This window comes from Nocardia sp. bgisy118 (assembly GCF_057708605.1).
Window position 1 is genome coordinate 359,173 of record NZ_JBYISM010000004.1, and the last position, 19,221, is coordinate 378,393.

10 protein-coding genes and 3 pseudogenes are annotated in these 19,221 nt (G+C 63.0%); 2 read left to right on the plus strand and 11 right to left on the minus strand.

Translation table 11 applies throughout. The features are described 5' to 3' along the window. Positions 1-109: 109 nt before the first annotated feature. Positions 110-1,173: pseudogene (locus AC3EO7_RS07480) on the plus strand (IS110 family RNA-guided transposase). A gap of 148 nt (positions 1,174-1,321) precedes the next feature. Here the strand turns inward: AC3EO7_RS07480 and AC3EO7_RS07485 are convergent. Continuing rightward, complete coding sequence (locus tag AC3EO7_RS07485) at positions 1,322-2,644, minus strand: IS256 family transposase (protein WP_435590795.1); 1,323 nt, start codon at positions 2,642-2,644, stop codon at positions 1,322-1,324. A gap of 487 nt (positions 2,645-3,131) precedes the next feature. Between AC3EO7_RS07485 and AC3EO7_RS07490 the strand changes: the two genes are divergently transcribed. Then, positions 3,132-3,305 carry a hypothetical protein gene (locus tag AC3EO7_RS07490; RefSeq protein ID WP_435590796.1) on the plus strand — a complete coding sequence of 58 codons (174 nt, stop codon included), beginning with the start codon at positions 3,132-3,134 and terminating at the stop codon, positions 3,303-3,305. 417 nt (positions 3,306-3,722) lie between these two features. Here AC3EO7_RS07490 and AC3EO7_RS07495 read toward each other — a convergent pair. From AC3EO7_RS07495 to AC3EO7_RS07540, 10 genes and pseudogenes are all read right to left on the minus strand, one after another. Next, positions 3,723-4,864 (minus strand): annotated as a pseudogene (locus tag AC3EO7_RS07495) (IS3 family transposase). A gap of 131 nt (positions 4,865-4,995) precedes the next feature. Then, positions 4,996-7,740, minus strand: a complete 2,745-nt coding sequence (locus AC3EO7_RS07500; RefSeq protein ID WP_435590797.1) for an AAA family ATPase — start codon at positions 7,738-7,740, stop codon at positions 4,996-4,998. A 377-nt stretch (positions 7,741-8,117) separates the two neighbouring features. After that, positions 8,118-8,360 (minus strand): annotated as a pseudogene (locus AC3EO7_RS07505) (transposase); the annotation flags it as partial. A gap of 286 nt (positions 8,361-8,646) precedes the next feature. Beyond that, positions 8,647-8,847 carry a hypothetical protein gene (locus AC3EO7_RS07510; RefSeq protein ID WP_435590798.1) on the minus strand — a complete coding sequence of 67 codons (201 nt, stop codon included), beginning with the start codon at positions 8,845-8,847 and terminating at the stop codon, positions 8,647-8,649. A 109-nt stretch (positions 8,848-8,956) separates the two neighbouring features. After that, positions 8,957-13,939: an FtsK/SpoIIIE domain-containing protein gene (locus AC3EO7_RS07515; protein WP_435590799.1), complete on the minus strand. Its 4,983-nt coding sequence runs from the start codon at positions 13,937-13,939 to the stop codon at positions 8,957-8,959. Next, positions 13,936-15,327 carry a hypothetical protein gene (locus AC3EO7_RS07520; protein ID WP_435590800.1) on the minus strand — a complete coding sequence of 464 codons (1,392 nt, stop codon included), beginning with the start codon at positions 15,325-15,327 and terminating at the stop codon, positions 13,936-13,938. Before AC3EO7_RS07520 ends, AC3EO7_RS07515 begins: the two co-directional genes overlap by 4 nt. Positions 15,328-15,371: 44 nt before the next feature. Continuing rightward, a complete protein-coding gene (locus AC3EO7_RS07525; protein WP_435590801.1) occupies positions 15,372-17,198 on the minus strand; it encodes a hypothetical protein in 1,827 nt (608 codons plus the stop codon). A 320-nt stretch (positions 17,199-17,518) separates the two neighbouring features. Next, entirely contained in the window at positions 17,519-18,034 is a 516-nt protein-coding gene (locus AC3EO7_RS07530; protein WP_435590827.1) for a very short patch repair endonuclease, read from the minus strand. A 293-nt stretch (positions 18,035-18,327) separates the two neighbouring features. Beyond that, the gene (locus AC3EO7_RS07535) at positions 18,328-18,714 is read right to left on the minus strand and encodes a site-specific integrase (protein WP_435590802.1); all 387 of its coding nucleotides are present in this window, start codon (positions 18,712-18,714) and stop codon (positions 18,328-18,330) included. Between the two features lie 218 nt (positions 18,715-18,932). Further along, positions 18,933-19,061 (minus strand): hypothetical protein, encoded by a 129-nt coding sequence (locus tag AC3EO7_RS07540; protein ID WP_435590803.1) that lies wholly within the window; start codon positions 19,059-19,061, stop codon positions 18,933-18,935. Between the last annotated feature and the right edge of the window lie 160 nt (positions 19,062-19,221).

A 19,221-nucleotide genomic window follows, 5' to 3' on the forward strand; every position in this document is an offset into this window, starting at 1 on the left:
CCCGACCCCGTTGCCGCAGGGTCGTGGCCCATTACAGGCCTGCCTCGAAGTTCTCCTTCCGGGCCGACGCCGACCAACGACGTCGCCCATCGAAAGGACAACCGCCGCAGTGCCCATCGTCTCAGAACAGTACGAACTCGTCATTGGCGTCGACACGCATGCCGCAAACCATGCTCTGTCGGTCGTCGCCGCCGCGACCGGCGCCGCAGTCGATGCGGCGAGCTTCCCCGCCAGCGCGGCCGGGCTGGATCGGGCCCGGACATGGATCACACGTCGGGCCGGTGAACACGCCACCCTTGTGGTCATCGAGGGCATCGGCTCATACGGCGCCGGCCTGGCCGAGCGCCTGCTCGCGGCGGGGCTGCCGGTGGTGGAGCCCTCAGCGATGGCGGCCGCCGATCGGCGCGGGACAGGCAAAACCGACGAGCTCGATGCTGTGCGCATCGCCAGATCGGTGCTGTCGGTCGATATCGATCGACTGCGCCAACCGCGTGCTGACGGGCCCCGAGTCGCGATGCGCGTTCTCGTGATCGCCCGCGAACAGATGACCAGCGAACGCACCCGCACCGTCAATGCGTTGACCGCACTGGTTCGCACCGTGGAGCTCGGCATCGACGCGCGGAAACCGTTGACAGGCAAGCAGATCGAAGTCATGGCGGCTTGGCGGACGCGCCCCGCCGACGATGCCGCCACGCGAACCTGCCGGGCCGAGGCGGTGCGGCTGGCCACCCGGATCAGGGCGCTGGACATCGAGCTGCGCGACAACCGCAAAGCCCTCGACACGCTTGTCGAAACCACCGCACCGGACCTGACCGCGACACCGGCGTCGGGGCCGTCGTCGCCGCCTCCGTCCTGATCGCCTGGTCACATCCCGGACGAGTACGGTCCGAGGCTGCCTTCGCAGCGCTCGCCGGAACCTGCCCGATCCCGGCATCATCGGGAAACACGGTGCGCCACAGGCTCAACCGCGGCGGCGACCGCCGCCTGAACCGAGCTTTGACCACCGTCGTTATCGTGCGGATGCGCATCGATCCCGCCACCCGCGCCTACGTCGCCCGCCGACGAGCCGAGGGCCGCACGACCAAAGAGATCATGCGCAGCCTGAAACGCTACATCTCCAGGCAACTCTTCCGAATCCTCACCTCTGCGCACCAAACACCCAGCACAGCTTGACAAATATAGCCGAACTGCTGAGTGGGGGTCAGGGGTTCGAGTCCCCTTAGCTCCACAGAAATAGCAGGTCAGGCCCGGTCAATGACTGGGCCTGACCTGTTTTCCGGTCCTGGCCGAGGAATTGTCAAAACCTGTGGATAGGTTTGTTTCAGGCGACCTCCGTTCGGGTGGTCTCGGCCACGCCGGTTGACGGCGGCGGGGTGATGTCGCGAGGCCGTTCGAGGAGCCTGCCTTTGTGGAACAGGGCGCCGTTGCGGACGAGCGCGACGAGTTCGGGGGCGTTGACCTTGCGCCAGCGGGTCTGGGCTGCCTCGATCAGCTTGTAGGCCACGGCGATTCCGGCTGCGCGGGAACCCGGCCCCTTGGTGACTTTCGTCCGCAGCCGGACCGAGGCGAAGGTCGACTCGATCGGGTTGGTGGTGCGCAGGTGGATCCAGTGCTCGGCTGGGTATTTGTAGAATTCCAGCAACACGTCGGCGTCGTCGACGATTTTCGCCACGGCTTTGGGATATTTGGCGCCGTAATCGATTCCGAACGCCTTGATCGCGATCTGGGCGTGGTCGATGTCTTCGGCGTTGTAGATCTCCTTCATCGCCACGATCGCGCCCGGATGCGCTGATTTCGGCAGTGCGGCAAGAACATTCGCTGACTTGTGGAACCAGCAGCGCTGTTCCCGAGTTTCGGGGAACACATCGCGCAGCGCTTTCCAGAACCCGAGTGCGCCGTCCCCGATGGCCAGGACCGGGGCGGTCATGCCGCGGCGGCGGCAATCGCGCAGCAGATCGGCCCATGATTCGGTCGATTCCCGGTAGCCGTCGCTGATCGCGACCAGCTCCTTACGGCCGTCGGCGCGGACCCCCAGCATCACCAGCAGACACAATTTCTCCTGTTCGAGGCGCACTTTTGTGTGGATGCCATCGACCCAGAGATAGACATAGTCGGTGCCCGAGAGATCTCGGGAGGCGAACGCTCGCGCCTCGTCCTGCCACGACGCGGTCAGCCGCGTGATCGACGCCGCCGACAGTCCCGCCCCGGAGCCGAGGAACTGCTCGAGCGCCGGACCGAAGTCGCCGGTGGACAGTCCGTGCAGGTACAGCAGCGGCAGCACCTCGCTCACCTGCGGGGAGCGGCGGCACCAAGCGGGCAGGATCGCCGAGGAAAACCGTTGCCGCTCACCGGTGTCCGGATCCACGCGCTTGTCGTTGACACGCGGCGCCGCCACGGTGACCGCGCCGGCGGCCGTCATGACCTGCCGTTCGGCGTGGTAGCCGTTGCGCACCACCAATCGGCGGCCGTTCTCGTCGAGCTGGTCGGCGAACCTGTCGACATAGGCGGCGACTTCGGCTCGCAACGCCGCGGCCAGCATCTGCCGCGCGCCCTCGCGCACGATCTCGTCGATCGGCGAACCCGACACCGGACCTGCCGCGCCGTCCTGGTTGGACTCGGCGCCGCCGTCGATTACCTTGAGCATGGGACGTACCTTCCCGCCCGGCGTTGGCGCGCCAGACGATCGAAACCCGTTGTCTTTCAGATCATCCGGGAAGGTACTCCCTCCCGGTCATCCACAGGTTTCGATCATTGCTGGTCCTGGCCCCCCGTAAACCCCCCGTTTTTGGTTGTGTGTTTGATGGATGCGGCGTGCGGACCGCCCTGTCGTGGTTCCGATCCGTCGCGATGGGCGATGCGGCCGCAGTCGACAGTGAGAACCTGTCCGGGATCTCACTCCGCCGTCCAGTGATTGTTTTCGGTCGCGGGATGGAATTCTGGGGCGGGTCAAGTTCGCCGCACGGTCTTGCGGCGTCGCCCGCTGGTGACCATAGGTTCTGGTGTCGGGTCCACCTCTAGGACTGCGACATCCAAGGTCGCATGCACGCCACGGACATGAGCAACCCGCAATTCCTCTCCGGAGACCCCTCGCCAGACCACAGTGATGTCATGGTCCATCGGTGGACCCACCCGTGCGCATTTGGGTAAAGACGTGGGCCGATCTCATCGACGAGCGCGAAGAGCAACTCCGCTTCTTCAAGGACGCGCTCAACTACGACGCCTCGCGTGAGCACGCCATCGACTACGTCAACACGAACTTCCCCGAACAGGTGGTGCCGCCGACCCTCCGTGTAGCAAACGAGTAACGGCACCGCCATCGGCTCGCGTCAGCGCGACACCTTCCGAGAACTACGCAGGGCAGCACCGCTGACCAGGTCGGTGGGTGATGCCCATCGTGGCCGACATCGCCCTCGACGTGTTCGGAAATAGCGAGGCGGCTGGCGCTCTTCGGTTGCTGCGTGCTAACAGCTCGGCGCTATCGGATGACCGTAATGGCGGCCGAGTGCATGTGCTCGGGTGTGCCAGCGCTGGCGAAGCAGCTTCAGGCCGCGCGGGTGATCAACCCTGCCAAAGAACCCGGAGCTGTTCGGTGCGTACCTGAACCTGTGCGACCCCGACAGGGATCGGCGGGTGAAACACCTCGACGCGGTCTTTGGTCGTCCTGGCGAGTCCCCGATATCGAGTCCGCCCGGAGATAGAGCCGGGTTGTTTTCGATCCAGGTTCAGTTGATGATGCAGGCCACGGGGTGGTGGGTGTGGCTGCAGCGGGCAGCGTACTCGGCCGGGGTCAGGTAGCCCAGCGCCGAGTGACGATGCCGCAGGTTGTGCTCGGTCTTGAAGTCCGATGACCACGCGTGCTTCCAGGAGGGTGCTCCAGTGGTTGCGGTTGAGGCATTCAGCGCGTAGCCGCCGGTTGAACGATTCGATGTAGCCGTTGTTCCATGGTGTCCCGGGTGGGATGTAGGACAAGCCCACCCGGTCGGCGCAGAACTGTTGCAGCGCTTGGGAAATCATCTCCGGCCCGTTGTCCATGCGCAGCACCATCGGCGGGCCACCCCGGGCGGTGAACACCTTCTCCAACTCGGCCACCAGCTTCTCGGCGGTGATCGAGCGTTCCACCAGGTGCAGCAGCGATTCGCGGGTGTGCTCGTCGATCATCGACGCGATCTTCACCGCCCGCCCGTCGACGGTCGATTCGAACTGGAAATCCAACGCCCACACCACCTTCGGCGCATCGGCGTCGATCCGCGGCACCGACGAACACCCGGCTCGCTTGCGTGGGGAATGCGCGCGCACCTGCAAGCCCTCCTCGCGCCAGAGCCGGTGGATCTTCTTCTTGTTCACCTCGGCACCTTCGTCGTGGCGCAGCGCCGCCCAGGCACGCCGGAACCCGTGGCCGGGGTGTTTCGCGGCATAGGTGCGCAGCCAAGCCCGCAACCCGGCGTCCGGATCGGCGGATGTCTGCGCCAGCGGAGTGCGACGATAGGTCGCTCGGGCGAGCCCAACCACCTTGCACGCGAACCGTTCCGACATGCTCAACACATCCTGCAGCATGTCCACGGCGCGGCGTTTGGTGGCAGGGCTCAGAATTTTCCCTTCGCGATCTCCCGCAGCGCGTCCTTCTCCAACTCCGCATCGGCCAGTAACCGCTTCAACCGAGCGTTCTGCTCACGCAGTTCCTTGAGCTCCTTGGCAGCGTCGGTGTCCATGCCACCGAACTGGCGGCGCCAGTTGTACATCGTCGCTGCCGACACCCCAGCTCAGCGGCGATCTGTTCGCCGGTCTTGCCTTCGGCGGCCAACTCATCGGCGCGACGCAGCTTGCGCACGATGTCCTCCGCGGAATGCCGCTTGCGACCAGCCATGTTGTTCATCGTCCCTTCCAGCCCTCATCGGGCCAACAGGACTCTAATACCGGGCGGTCTCATTCATCAAGGACGGGCCAGGACTCCTGACTGAGGTCAGGGGCCAACCCACCGGGATTCGGTCACGAAGCCTACGGTCGCTGACGAGCCTTCTGGCGCTTGGGTCGCGCCGCAATAGGCAATACGCTACGGCGCACCTTCAACAAGTTCTCGTCTTTCGTATTCTCGCGCACCGTGAGACCACTCAGGATTCGTTGCTGTGTTTCCGGTGTCCAGAACACCTCGAGGCGCTTACGAGCTCGTGTGATCGCGGTGTAGAAGATGTTGTGGGAGATGCTCTCCTCGTTGGCGTCGGTGATGACGACCTTGACCGAGTCGTACTCGAGGCCTTGTGCCTTGTGGATCGAGACGGCATACGCGATCTGGAAGGGCACCATCGTGTTAACGGTGTCGTCGTCGTTATCGGTGTTCCCACGCTCGAAGACGTCGAACTGGACGATCGAGCCCTCTACCCAGCGCAGATCTGTGCTGGACACATCGACCGCTGCGACGTCCCGTTCGAGCTTCACGTCGAATGTGATGCGGCCAGGCAACCGATCGATCTGTACGATCTCGCCCTTCATGTTGTTGAAAATCACTGGTCGAAACCGATCAGTCTCGTTGAAGAGGACAGGGTCGCCGACCTTGTAGGTAGAATCGTTCCAGGTAACGGCCGGGTTTGGATTGCTCGCCTGCAGGAAGCGATTCACGTTGTTGATGCCGTAGAGGCCGTCATAGTTCAGGCAGAGCACGATCTCGTCGGCACCGTGATGTTGGAATAGCGAGGCTCCCAGCACCGCCGAGTAGCCGTTCTTGGAGAGTGATTCCTCGATGCGGTCGTCCAAGTTTCGCACCCTGTTCCATAGGGTGAGCAACGCTTCGTCGGTGGTCCTGAAGGGCTTGGTCAGCTCGAATACTGACTCTTTCGGGATGTAGGAACGGATGATGCCGAACCAGTTACCGAACTCGATCGACTCGATCTGGTAGACGTCGCCGACGAGCACGAGAAGGTCGAACGAGGTCTTCTCGAGCACGCTGAGCAAGCTCGCGTTGCTCACGATGCTGCATTCGTCGATCACTAGTACGTCGTACGTCGCGCCCAACGACGAGCTGCTGCGCACGTGCTTGCTGATCGTGCTGAACTCTGTGTTCGGTGCTTGTACCCGCCGCTTCAAATTGTCGACCGCCGGGTGCGTGTGCGCGAGGAAGAGCTTTCGCTTATCTGCGAAGTAACTGGCGATGGTATTCACCATCGTCGACTTCCCCGTGCCGGCCGCACCATAGACGACCGCGACCTTCGAGTGTTCGAAGAGCGCTTTCAACGCGTCAGCCTTCAACTCGTCATCGATGGCACGAGGGTTCGCGTCGATCCACTGCTGCACGTCGTCGCGGTGTTCGTCAACGCCCTCAGCCGCGATCTTCTGTAGCTTCTCGATGATCGTGACGGTGTCGTCCTCGTATCCGACGATGAACACGTGCCTGTTTGCGTGCGTCAGCTTGCGAGGCGCGTGTCGTGCGGTAGGCGGGAGCTCGCTGTTGTATTGGGCGATCAGTGCGTCGACGTCACCCAAGTCTTCGAGTTCCGAGGTCGGTGTGTAGATGGCACCGTGCTGCTCGACGTTGTTCCTGACACGTCGCGCCAGCAATTCGTGTGGTCTACTCGTCGCGTTGAAGCTCTCCGCGAGGTCCGCGAAGCGCGGGTTGTGCCCGCGCGGTGATGTGCAGAACGGCATCGTGTCGAATGGCCTGCACCCGTGTGATACTCGAAGGTCCGACAACGGTCTGCATGGATCCGGATCGAACTGGGCCTTGATAACTTGGTTGTTCATCCGAAGCATCAGATATCGCAGCAGACGAGATCCTGACTGATTGGCGCGGATCAATGCCCGTGCTCGGTCGAGCACGGGAAAGATGACTGAATCTCGTCGGGAGTTATCGAGCGCTCTGGTGCGAATCTGGGCATAGCGCGCGTCGGTCATGTCCACGAGATCGAGGAGATTCGAGCGGGTTGTCGTGAGGTATTGCATTAGCTTGCGGTACTCGGTGTGGTTCGACTGAACTTGTATCGTCTGGCCGAAGAAGCGCGCGAAGTTATTGAACTCGCACGGGCGGATCGACACCTCCCACGAGCGGATGATCGCGATGGGCATCGTCTGACCGAGCACGGTGATCGTGTCGGGCTCTAGTTCCAGGCTGGCAGCATATTTGTCGGTGATATCGATGTCGGTGAATCCGATGATGCGGTCGAACTTGCTTGTCCGATTGTGGGCGAGGTAGAACGTCACCTCGTAGTAGATACGTCCGCCAATGAAGAACGGCCGCGAGCTGTGGATGTAGTACCGCTCGCGGTGAGGGTCCGATGAGAGAATCGTCCGCCGTACGTCGATGCGCGCCGCGATCTTCTCGTAGTACTCCCGAAGTGACGGGTCGAGGTCGACCGGGAACTTCTCTAGGTTGCTGAGAAGCGCGATGCCGAATTGCTCTTTCGCCAGGGCGCGGGTCCGGAGCAAGTACTCGTAGTACTTGAGCATCAGACGCTCGGATGGGTCACGATCCAGCGTGTAGTGCGAAACGCTCGCCTGGAGTAGATCGTGAAACCTGCTCAAAAGCCTGAACTCCTCGGTCGCCCTGGTGGTGGCCAACGCCGGTCCGACCAGGTTGTAGTGAAATTCAGTCGAGGAATTGTTGAGGTGTGCCCAGACGATGAGCCCTTCGACGAGGTTTCGCAGCTGCGCTAGCACGTTCTGCGATAGGAATCCTCGGTCGTCGGTAAAGGTGTCAAGATTCTGACAGATCACTCTGTCGGCGACTTGTACCTGGTGCTCTACTGACGCCATTGTTCCCGCTCACTCTTCAGAAGAAGCCTACTTGGGCGCGTCGGCGACGGCCTCATCGTCCCATCCGCTCGCCGGTTTTCGCTGCCAACCCGGCAAGGTGCCGATTCTAACCCGGTCACCCCAGTGGCAGGCAAAATTGTTGTGGCAGTTGCGGATCGAGTCGATATGTACCTAAACCTCCGCGTGTCATACTTGTTCCCCTACCTGCCAGACTCGTGTGAGACCGATTGGTCTGCAAGTTTGTTGGAGGGCGAGGTCAGGACGTTCGTGCAGGTGATGTTGAGTGCGGCTGATCTGCCCGTCGAGGAGCACGGTGCTAGCCGTGTGCGCATGACCGCAGTTACACAGATCTGGGTGCGCGGAAAGGGACGCTGCGCTCAAATGGTCAGCGTATCACCGCTGTTGAGGTGTTCAGCGTAGACCTCTGCGGGACTGCGGTAGCCGTGGATCTTGCGGGGTCGGCGGTTGAGCTCGGCGGTGATCGCGTCGAGGTCGGCTTGACTGAACCGTCGCAGATCGGCGTTCTTCGGCAGGTATTGGCGCAGTAGGCGGTTGGTGTTCTCGTTTGTGCATCGCTGCCAGGGGCTGCGGGGTTTGCGCAGGTAGATTGGCATCTTCGTGGCTGCGGTCTGCGACGAGACAACCTTGAGTCAGGAAACTATGCGAACGCCTTTGCCCTTCTAGTCGAAGGCGGCGGCGCGACGGCCCGAGCCGACGCCGAGCAGCTCGCATCGGTGCTCGGACTCGAAGTCTGACAACGTCGAGGTTCTCATAACCTGTGAGTCTCCGTTGCCGTCGGCTTCAGATCAGCACGGGCAGTTGACCTTCGCGCCCCGTGCTGGCCGGTTCGGTCAGCACGCCACGCGGCAAAATAGTGCGTTCGTCTTGAGCCGGTTGCCCAGCCCGTTACCGAATGCCGAAGGCCGCTATCTCAGGGTCGAAGCCGTTGAGCCCGTTGTTGAACGCAGATTCCTCCAGGTCGGTCGGTAGCTGAACCTGCGGCATCCGTGCCAGCGCATCGCTGATGAGTCCGGCGAGTTCGAGAAACTCGTCGGAGTCAGCCGCTACGGAGATCTCGCGATGCCAATTCCCGGTATCGGCGTTCAAAGGGTCCAGCCGGACTCGGTCATCGCGGCGATGCCGGCGGCTGTAAAGCCTGGATGTGGACGGGCACGGCGAGCCTGTCCACGCTGCGTGAAAATATGACGAAGCCTGGTCAGCTCCCGTCATAGGCAACCTGCACTCGTATGGTGCCCTTGGCTGTGTGCAGGAAGGCATCGCCCTGTCCGGCCAGAGCTTCGGCTCCGGACTCGTCCAGAATGATACGGCTGTCGGTCGCGGTCTTGACCCGCAGGGCGAGTTGGGCCGGGAAATTGGACCGGATAGTCGTCGAGATAACATCCGCGCTTGGGCGCTGCGTGGCTGCGATGACATGGATGCCCGCAGCGCGGGCCTTCTGCGTCAGGCGCTTGAGTAGCGCTTCGATTTGCTTCTTCTCCTCGGGATCGCTTGTGAGGTCGGCGTACTCGTCCAGGACGATGACGATCCAGGGCTTTCGGTCTGCTTTGTCGACCTTGGCGTTGTACTCGACCAGTTTGCGTGTGCGGATCGCCTTCATGTCTTTGTAACGCGCAGCCATCTCTTCGACGGTTTCCTCGAGAATGTCGATGGCGTCGGCGGCGTCCATGCCGATCATGCCATCAAGGTGAGGGTCATCCTCGAAGCCGACAAGCTCGGTGCCCTTGGGATCAACGAGGCGGAGTCGCAGAGTCTTTGTGTCGTACCGGACCAAGCCCTTGAGGATCGTGTCCAGGGCGACGGACTTTCCCGATCCGGTCGTGCCAGCCACCAACAAGTGCGGTGAGTCCGTGGAGGACAGGTCGATGGTGACCGGGTTGCCTTCGATGTCGGCGCCCAGCGGGGCGATGAGGCTCTCGGGATCGGCCGGGCACCGCTGCCACAGCGCCTTGGCGTCGACACCGTACTTCTCGCCGTCGATCTTGGGGATCTCGAAGAGCACGGCGCCGCGGTCGCTGCGGGTACGAATGCTGAACCCGGAGGGCAGTGCCAGGGCCAGGAAGATCTCGTCGCGTCGGTTGATCAACTTGTCCACGGTGACCCCAGGACTGGGGATAAACCGGAAGATGTAGAAGCCGGGTCCTTCCTGCCACTTGCCGACCTCCGGGGCCGTTACCGCGACCTTGTGGAGGACGAAGACCTCGACAACCTTGTTGTATCGAAGCCTCAGCTCCTCCTCGGCGAGCGCGCCGCGCTGAGCTTTGAGAGGGACAGGGTCTATCTCTGCGGCGGGGTGATGCTCCTCGGCAGGCACCGTCGGTACTTCCGCAGTGGGTAGTACGGCGGAAATGCCTGCGGAGGAGGGCTTGACGACCGCGTCGGGGACCTGCACAGTCCCGATGCGGTCCCCGGAGACAACAAGGGGGTCGGCATTGGTGGGATCATGGTTAGCGCGCAGAGCGCCGATGAGGTTCAGCAACTCGTGCTTGTTCAGCCTCACCAGGGTGTGCCTGCCGAGACTTCCGAGCGCAGGGGCTGGCCGATCGTCCTCGGCGGAGATAGCCACGGCAACGCCAGTGACTCGACCGAGCTGGACATCCTCGGAGCGCAGCGCGTCAAGGACTTTCGCCTCGACCTGTCGAGGGTCCTCGTTGCCGATAATAGTGCGTGCTGGAAGGTCTGCGGCCTGTAGGGCGCTTCCACTGGTCTGAGCGATCGCGGCTGCGAGCTCGTCCAGCCAAAAGGGACGGTCATGGCGAGCCTCGCCGTCCGAGCGGAAGGCATCCGCGCACAAGTCGGTGGTGCGATTGAGCTGTTCCGCGGCCGAGCCGACGTCGAAAGTCTGGCGGAACTTGGACTCGACAACCAGGACATCCAGCTGAATCGTGCCGTCGTCCCGAACGGTCAGCACGAACCGGCCCAGATCGGCTCGGGTTTTTTGGCCGCGGCCGAACCAACGGTGGTGCTCGTCAAAGCTGATCCAGGTGACCAGGCTCGTGCCCTGCCGAGGGACCGGGAACTGCTGGTCGATGACAAACCGGGTGGCGACCAAGCCGACGACTTCGTTGACTGTGGTGCCGATACCGAGCGAGCGCAGCACTGCGCCAGGGGCCACATTGCGGCCGACCTCGTAGATACGCTTGGCAGTGCCTTCGGAATCCTGCGGGGTGACGACCCCGATCTGCTCCAGCCGACGCCGCAGTCGCCGGACGACGAACTGCTTACCGGTTTGGGAGCTGACGATAAGGGTGTAGGACTCGTTCTTGCCGACGCTGGGCTTGACGAGGATCACGTCAGGACGGTTACGCAGGGCATCGATCTGCTCGCGACCGATGAAGCTGTCGAGGGTGACGACCCAATGGGCCACACAGTGCAGGGTGGCGAACAAATCCAGGTGCTGGTCGAACCGCACCTGCATCTCGAAGTAGTCGATGCCCTCGACGCTCTCACGGGCGACCGGGGAACGGCGGTCGTAGCGCACGCACAATGTCGACCAGGACTCAAGAGTCTCGTCAGCGGTCTCGGGCAACAGTGCCCTTACAACGTTCTCGCTGGTCTGAGCCAGGTTGTGTGAAGCTGGGTGCTTCCAGGAGTTGAAGGAGCCGGACAGGGATTCCTTCTGGGTGCTCTCCTTGATACTGGTCTGGGTGCCGAACAGCGCGGGAGCCAAAGCGAGGTCGATAGTGTTTTCCAGCCCGGACAGATCTGCTTCCTGGTCGGGCTCCCATGCCTGCAGGATGAGTTGGACGTCGGGCAGGAAGCTGTCCTTGGACATCTCCGCGCCGGAGAACTGCAGGTCGAAACCCTGGATGATCTCGTGATGGGTCGCTTGGGGAGCCAGCACGACCAGATCGACCTTCAGTCGAGGGTTCTTGGCCCGCATCTGCTTTGCCACGCGCATGGGCAGGACAGGGTCGCCGTTGCGGTCCAGAAGCAGGACACGTAGACCGTCGAGCTTATGAGGGTAGGTCGTCAAGTAGTCGGTGATGACACGGACCATCTCGTCAATCGCGGTCTCGTCCACGCTTGAGAGCCAGTCCTTGGACTCGTTGCCGCCGTAGCGGATCGGCGCGTACTCCTCGTGCCCGGCCGATTCCCGCATAGGAATGGCGATGGTGCCGCCGGGCCCGACGAGGACCGCCGGTGTCCCATGTGGGGAGATACGCTCGATGGCGTCGAAAAAGAGGTCCTCGTTCTCCTGGTTGAGGCTAAGACCTCCCTCCTTGTTCAGGGCGGTCTCGATGCTGCCGGCGGTCTCGGCGTAGTTCTTCGCCAGCCAGCGCAACTTCAGCGGGTGGGTGGCCAGCATCATCATGCGGTGATCGGCCAGTCCGACGACATCGGTCAGGACGACCGCCTCGAGGTCAGCGTCCGGAGCGTTGTTGGGAACCAAGGTGGTGCGAGCTTCGCGGAGTACGCGTTCCCACTCGCGTACATAATCACTGATCTTCCCGGCGTCAAGCCCGTCGAAGAACCGCTCGAAGTGCTCGAGCTTGAGGCGCTCCAGCTGACCGGCGAAATGTGTCGCGGGGACCGGCACAGGTTCGCCTGCCTGCCACAGCCGGGGGTCATTGAACTTCCCGAGGAAGGTGTCGAAGGTCATATCGCTGGCATAGCCAGGTGGGTATCGCCGACCGTGGATGAGGGCCGCCAGTGCGATCTGCCCGGGGATGCCCAGCGGGTCCCAGCGAAAACGTCGCTGGGCTGCCCCCTCCATCTCGACCACGATGCGCAGCGGGGCCCACTCGGTGTTCGCGTCGAACGGCTCGCCCTCCACCGGCAGGGGTGGCTTGGTCAGGCCCAGCAGGCAGTCCTTGACCTCCAGGGTCAGGCGAAGTCCGGTGGAGTCCTGGATATCACGCAGGGTGCGTGCGTAGAGGAAAGCGAACAGCCAACGGCTCCACTGCCCGGCGGTCTGGTTGCCTTCAAGCCCGACAACGACAGAGCCTTCCTCTTCGTCGGCGAAGTAGGTCAGCTCACGCAGCAGGGCCCGCAGTGGGTCCTGGACGAACTGAGAGTCCGGGAAGGCAAGCCTCTCGACCTTGCGGCGCGACCGCTTGGACAGCAGGTCGGCCCCGCCGGCGGGAGCCTCGTCAAGGAAGCGCTGTGCGGATTCCTGGTCTCCGCGGTCGAGCGCGTCTTCGATCAACATGGCGTCGAACTCGTCGACCCGCTCTGGGGCGGTCCTCTCGATCTCCTGCCGGACCTGCTGGCCCAGGCCGATCTTCTTGGATTTCTGCTCGAAGACTTCAAGCCAGAGCGTCAGGTCCTGCTCGCAGCGCAGCTGACGAGGATCCTGCGGGGTAGAACCACTGCGATTGAGGTCGAGTACGAGGCTGCGCATGCGCGTTTTGGCAGTCGCGGAGTCCGTACCGATGTGGTCCAGGGACTCCTCGCTGAACTCGGTCGCGGCGATGCGGTCTATCAAGTCGTCTTCGGTGATCTCCTTGCCGGTGGGCTGTTTGAAGGCACTCACCGAGACGTTCTTTTTGAGCCGGGCGGGCAGCGCGGCGGCCTTGACGAAGAGTCCTCGGTCCGGGAAGAGATCGAGAGCGGGCAGGGCCGCAGAGATCTCGGAGTGGACCGCGTCGGGGGTGCGGACCGCAATCGCCGCGACTTTCTGCGCGGTCTCGACCAGGAAGGCGGCCCAGCGGTGCAAGGACCGGGGCTCCTCCTCGGTTACGGCACGCCAGATCGCTGGTAGAGAGGTGGACATCACAGCGGGAACGGTGTTGTTGCCACCGGCCTCGCGCCATGCTTCTGCCATCAACCTGTCGAACCCCCGCTCGCCGACGGTGTCGTGGTGGTCACCCAGGATCGTGGCATCGTCAAGGGCGTTCATGGCCGCCAACCCTTGTGCGTCTGGCGACTCCCCCCACTCGAACAGCAACACCGCCCTACCCTGTGCCGAATTTCGCCACTTGGTGAGCAGTTCGTGCCGATCCAGCAGGTATTGAGCGGGTACGCCTATGATCGGCTCTGAGGTGCCGACCTTGACGACTACCTGGTGGTCCGGCGACTGCGACAGACTCTGGGCGATGCGACGAAGAGCCTCGGTCACGGTCGGCCGATCGAACCCGCTGACTCGCAGGCCAGCGCGGGCTCCGCTGATCTCAGTGACCTTGCGGAGTGCTTCGTCGGCGACGAACCGACCAAGCGCTCGGACACTGCTGTCGGTCACTGGGGCTCCCCTCGAACCATGCTGGTCGCATCTGAATATTGATTGAGCAGACCGATAGCGGCCAGCTTTTCCCTGAATGCCCTACCGTTGTGGTCAAGGACCGATGGGTCGACCTCGTAGGCCAACGGGCCCGAAGCCGCGACCCTGTTCTCCACCACAAGCCCGTACCTCTCGTACAGCAGTGCGCAGAACTGGTCGAACTCCATCTCCGTGCCCTGCGGGACGGTGGCGGATACCAGACCCTCGAGCATCGCGGGTTTCATGGTGAAGTGTCGGCGCCCGACCGTCGCGTTCAGGGCACCTACAGCGGCGAGGGTCTCACTGAAGAACGCTCGGGGCGAGGCGACCGCGCTTCCCGGCTTGGTGAATCTCTCGTAGCTACGCTGCTTGTCCTCATCGCCCTGGGCGTCGGCGATCATTTCCCGAGCCTGGACGTTGATCGCCTCGACGATGGCATTGCGGCAGCCACTGAAGTTCTTCTGCGATTCTCTGCGGAGTGGGGTTGCCTCGTTGCCGAAGTCCAACAGGATCGACTCGCGATCGGCAGCATCGAGCTTCGTGCGTGCCAGGTGCAATTGGTGGCGTGCCAGGCAGTAAGGGACCCAGTGCATGAGGCTCTCGATGCGCTTGGCCCGGGGGACCGTCCGAGTGACGATGTTGCGGGTTCCTTCCCGCAGCAGTTCAGGCCACGGACTGAGTTTCCCGTGCAGCTCTATTTCTGCGTCTGAGCCCTTCACGGGCGCTTCGTCGTAGTCGAAGTCGTGCGCGCTGAGGGCCTTGGCAAGGTTGCCCAGTGGGGTGCCGCTGTCCCGTACGAGCTCGATAAGGCCCTGGCGGGTCGCTTCCTTGCGGTCAGGATTCAGGTCGCTGCGGAGGACCTTGTAGGCCCAGCTCCCACCATCGCGGAAGAGGTAGCGCTCGATTCTCGGAGCATTGATGCCAGCACTGACCTTGGTGGCCTGCGCACGCTTCTTGATGCTCATCCTGAGGGAGGCATCGCCTTGCTTGATTCGTCGTTCGACCGCGTCATAGTGGATGAGCTCACCGACGAACGGATAGAAGTGCGCGCCGAACCAGCTGGGTTGGGTACGACGCCCAGGGATCTCGACCAACAGCGACGAGAACAGGGCGTGGAGTGTTGCCAACGTCTCGGGAGAGTCCAGCTCGATGGCCTTGCCGAGTTCTTCGTCGCCCTCGACGATGCGGGTCTTGGTGGCGATCCGCCGGGCTAGGTCGTGTGAGGTCCTCTTGTAAGCCGTGTCGGCTCCGTCATCCAGGAGTCCTGCGACCTTCTCCGGGTCTTCCTGATGTGCCAGGTAGACCCCGCGGGCGATCGTGAGCATCTCAAGCGGTACGTAGAAGCCGCGGCCGTGCTCTTCGAGATTCACCCCGAAGAGGCCACGGACGACCTCGGACCTGGAACGGTCAGCCATCACGCACGCACCGACCTAATCTTGTCGCCGACGTCAATCATGAGCTTTCTCATGACGTTGCCCACCAGTACTTGGATATCGTCGTCTTTGTTCGACGAGTCAGCCAGATCTGCCAGGGATCCACTCAGGCCGCGGATCTCTGCCTCGTGCTGGACCTCGCTACGCAGGCCCGCGGCCCACCGTGTCAGCATCTCGAAGCGCAGAAGGTCCGCTTCCACCGAGACTGCGTCATGGTCAGGGGCGACGGCCGGGATACGGATGTAGATGGCCCGGTTGAGCCACTCGACGGCCTTTCGCATCTCGGGGGTGATCTCCGTTCGGCCTTCCCTCTGCCACTGGGTGACCTGGTCGACGACCTCGACGCCCTTGCTGGGCACTCGCCGAGAGATCACGGCTGCGCGGGCGCGGTGGGTGAAGAAGGCCGGGTCAAGTATGAAGAAGTCAGGGTTGCTCCCCGCTCGGTGGATGCCCTGGACGGCTTCCAGGCCCTTGAGGAAGCGGTCTCGCACCCTGGTGTCTGCCATGTCCCGGTTCTTGTCCTGGACACTGACGAAGTCGTCTCCGGCCTCCAGACCCATGCGGGCGAACCGGTCCTTATCATCGTCGCAGTTGAAAAAGTCAGCTCGTCGCAGGAACGTGTACAAGCCCCGCAACTGTTCGGCCTGCTTCTGAACGTCCCGACTCGTACGGACCTTCTGCAGGTAGCTGCTGGCGTCCGCGGGAGGGAAGTCGCCCGCCGTGTCCGGGTCCAGTCGGTCATCGACCTGGCGACGGGAAACCCTGCCCGGGTCCAGCTTTCGTAGCGCGAAGAAGGCAGGAACCAGATGACGCTGTTGCTGGGTCAGCCGGTCACCGAAGAGAGCCTGGTGGTACAGGTGGGGAGCCTGCCACAACCTATTCGAGTGCGACCGCTGGTACCTGGCGTGGACGTCCTCGCAGGACAGGCCGCCCGTGAGCATGTAGCTGGTCACCGATAGCGCCTGACGGGTCGTGACTACGGCCCCGGTGCGCTCGGCCGCGGCGAACACGTCCCGGATAGCGGCCCGGCGCTGAGGCCCGCGGGTGGGATCGCATAGTTCGTTGCGGTTGGCCAGGATTGGGCAGACCTTCCGAGCATCACAGGTCTCGCAGGGCTTCCATCGTGGTTGCACCGTCCATTGCTTCAGGACCCAAGAGATGAGCCCGCCGTTGGGGCTGTCGGCCGCTACAGACTGGTAGTTGAGGTTGATGACAGTGACCGTGCCATCGGGGTCGCTGACCTGCCCGCGCATGATGCCTTCCGCGAGAGTTGTCACCAGAATCTTCGCGCGCCCGCTGCCGTCTTCGGCGGCGCACTTGCGTAGCTGGCCCTCGTTCGCACAGATGATCGCGACACCCTCGTCCGGAGGATCAAGCAGCTTCACAAGCGTGTCAGCGCCTTTCGACACGCTGAGCTCGCTGAGATCTCTGATGATGTACAGCGGGCGCCCGCTACGGGTCCGGCCGATAGGGCGGCGGGCGTCGCCGGCATCCGACAACTCACGGAAGACTGCCTTCCGGGCAGCTTCTGGTGTGACAGGCTCGGCATCGGTCCGCAGCTTGGTCAGGAGGCTGGCGCACAGGCTCGTCTTGCCATGCCCGGCGTCCCCGGTCAGGACGATGGTTTTCGTTGTCGGTCTCTCGATGACCTCCCGCAGATAGGTGAGCGTCACGACGGGAAACAGCGACTGCGTGCAGTCTGCCTGCTGCTCGTAGATCATCTCGGAGGTATCGGCGTCGAACGGCTGGTAACCACGTATGCGTTCGACGTGTTTGTTGACCTCTAGCGACATGCTGCCGTCCTTCATCGACCGACCCTGGAGCGCTGCGAAATTCTAGCCGCAAGTCCCCCTTACGGAAGTTCAAATTCCCTGTCGGAGAGTTGAAATGCTTCTTTCAGAGCAGCGGTGTACTGAGGTTCCCCGGGTCTCCGGACACCGATCGTGAGGCGGGATACTCACCTCCGGAAGGAGTCCGCATGCCTCCAGCACATCCGCGTGAGTTCCGGAAACGAGCGATCGAGTTGGCGCGCGCAGGTGTGGCTACACGGGTGAATCTCGGCGGGGTTTGCTGACGGATCTCGCCGGACAACCCCACACCGCCACCGACCCCCTCACCCCCGACGCCATCACCATCCTCGACAACCTCGAAATCCCCCACACCTGAACACGATTGGCACACTAAAACGGTGCAAGTCAAACACGAGAATGCCACGGCGGCAGGTACATTCACCTCGCGCACGGCAACATCGTGCCGTCGGGGCTCGGCTGTCTCGAAGCCGTCGGATCGTCCCTTCGATCCGCGCTGCCGCGTCTGTGGGGTCTTCATGCTCCCAGACGCGAATGACTGTCCACCCGGCGTCGATGAGCTTGCTGGACGTGTCGCGATCACGACTCTGATTGGACTGGATCTTCTGAACCCAGAAGGCCGAGTTCTTGGTCGCGGGACGGTGGTGTAAGGGGCATCCGTGCCAGAAGCATCCGTCGACGAAGACGGCTACACGATCGGCGGCGAAGACAATGTCGGCTGTACGACCGAGCTGCGCAAGTGGCCTTACGTCAACTCGGTAGCGCAGGCCGCGGCTGTAGAGGCGCCTGCGCAAAGCTAGCTCGGGAGCGGTATCCCGTCGTCGGTTCGCGCGCATGACAGCGCGCACCGACGGTGATGAGGCACTCGAATCGGATGGTAGTGGTCGATCGATCACAAGGTTCTGCTCGCGGGCCCGGCGCCATGCCTGGACTAGGTTGTCCTTCCTCGAGTCATGGGTGACCTCGCAGATGTACCTTTCCTCGGACTTGCCGTCGCGTGACCAACGCAGGTAGGCGCGGGTCCGGCGAGTACGTCGATACACCCGGAGCGACACGGACGCTCAGTCGAAGCGTCCGTCACCCAGATCGACGCTGCGGCGGTCGCGGCCGCCCGCCGCGCGGTCTTGTTCTACCGCGGGAGACACGGCTCCCACCCGCCGAGCCTGTTGAAGTTGTGGGGGTACCAGATCCCGCCGTCACGGGTGAGGAAGACCAGATCCAGCGTTGTCGACAGCTTCAGCTTCGACCCGGCGGAGGGTTTCGACGACGAAATGGGTAGCACCACTGTCCGGTAGCCGGAGTCGGTCTTGGGCCATTCCTGGCGGATCAAGTCTTTGCCTTTGATGCGGATGATGGTGCCGGAGAAGGTGATCCGCGCCGGTTCGCTGTCGAGGTCGACATCGGACCAGCGCAGGGCGAGCGCTTCGCCGGGGTGCGGGCCCGTTCCGAGCTCGACGTCGGCTACGTCCAGGACCTTGGATTGCGTTTGGGACCGTAGGTGTAGGTGGGAGCCCATCGAGTGGCTCTCGATCCACCCACCCCTGTAGCTGGGCTCGAAGCGAGGGTCTCGAGATCGACAGAACGGGGCTTCTGACGCTTGCGGGGGAGGTCGGCGAGTAGAATCCGGAGAGGATATGGCAGCTGTGTGAGCCCGGGCCGGGTTGGCTGCGATCAGCATCTCCACGGCGAGCCATTGTGTCCAGATACCGACGGTTGGTGAATTCAGCACGCACTTCACAGCGAAGCTACCCAGATCAGCACGGCGGCGGCGGCAGTCAGCGCAAAGACGCAGATACACATCCGCCAAGTGCTTCCCCAGTCGCCGATTGCCTTCCGCACGGTCTTGCCGATCTCGGCCCACATGTCGCCTCCCAACGTCGACGGCGGTGCAGATCCGCACCGCCTCACCGACCAGAGACCACGACTGCGCTCGTGTCCAAAATAGTTCGGACAGTTGAAGTCTCGATCCGCAGGTAGTTCACCAGTTACGATCTATGTCTCGGACAACCGGACACTCGCCGGA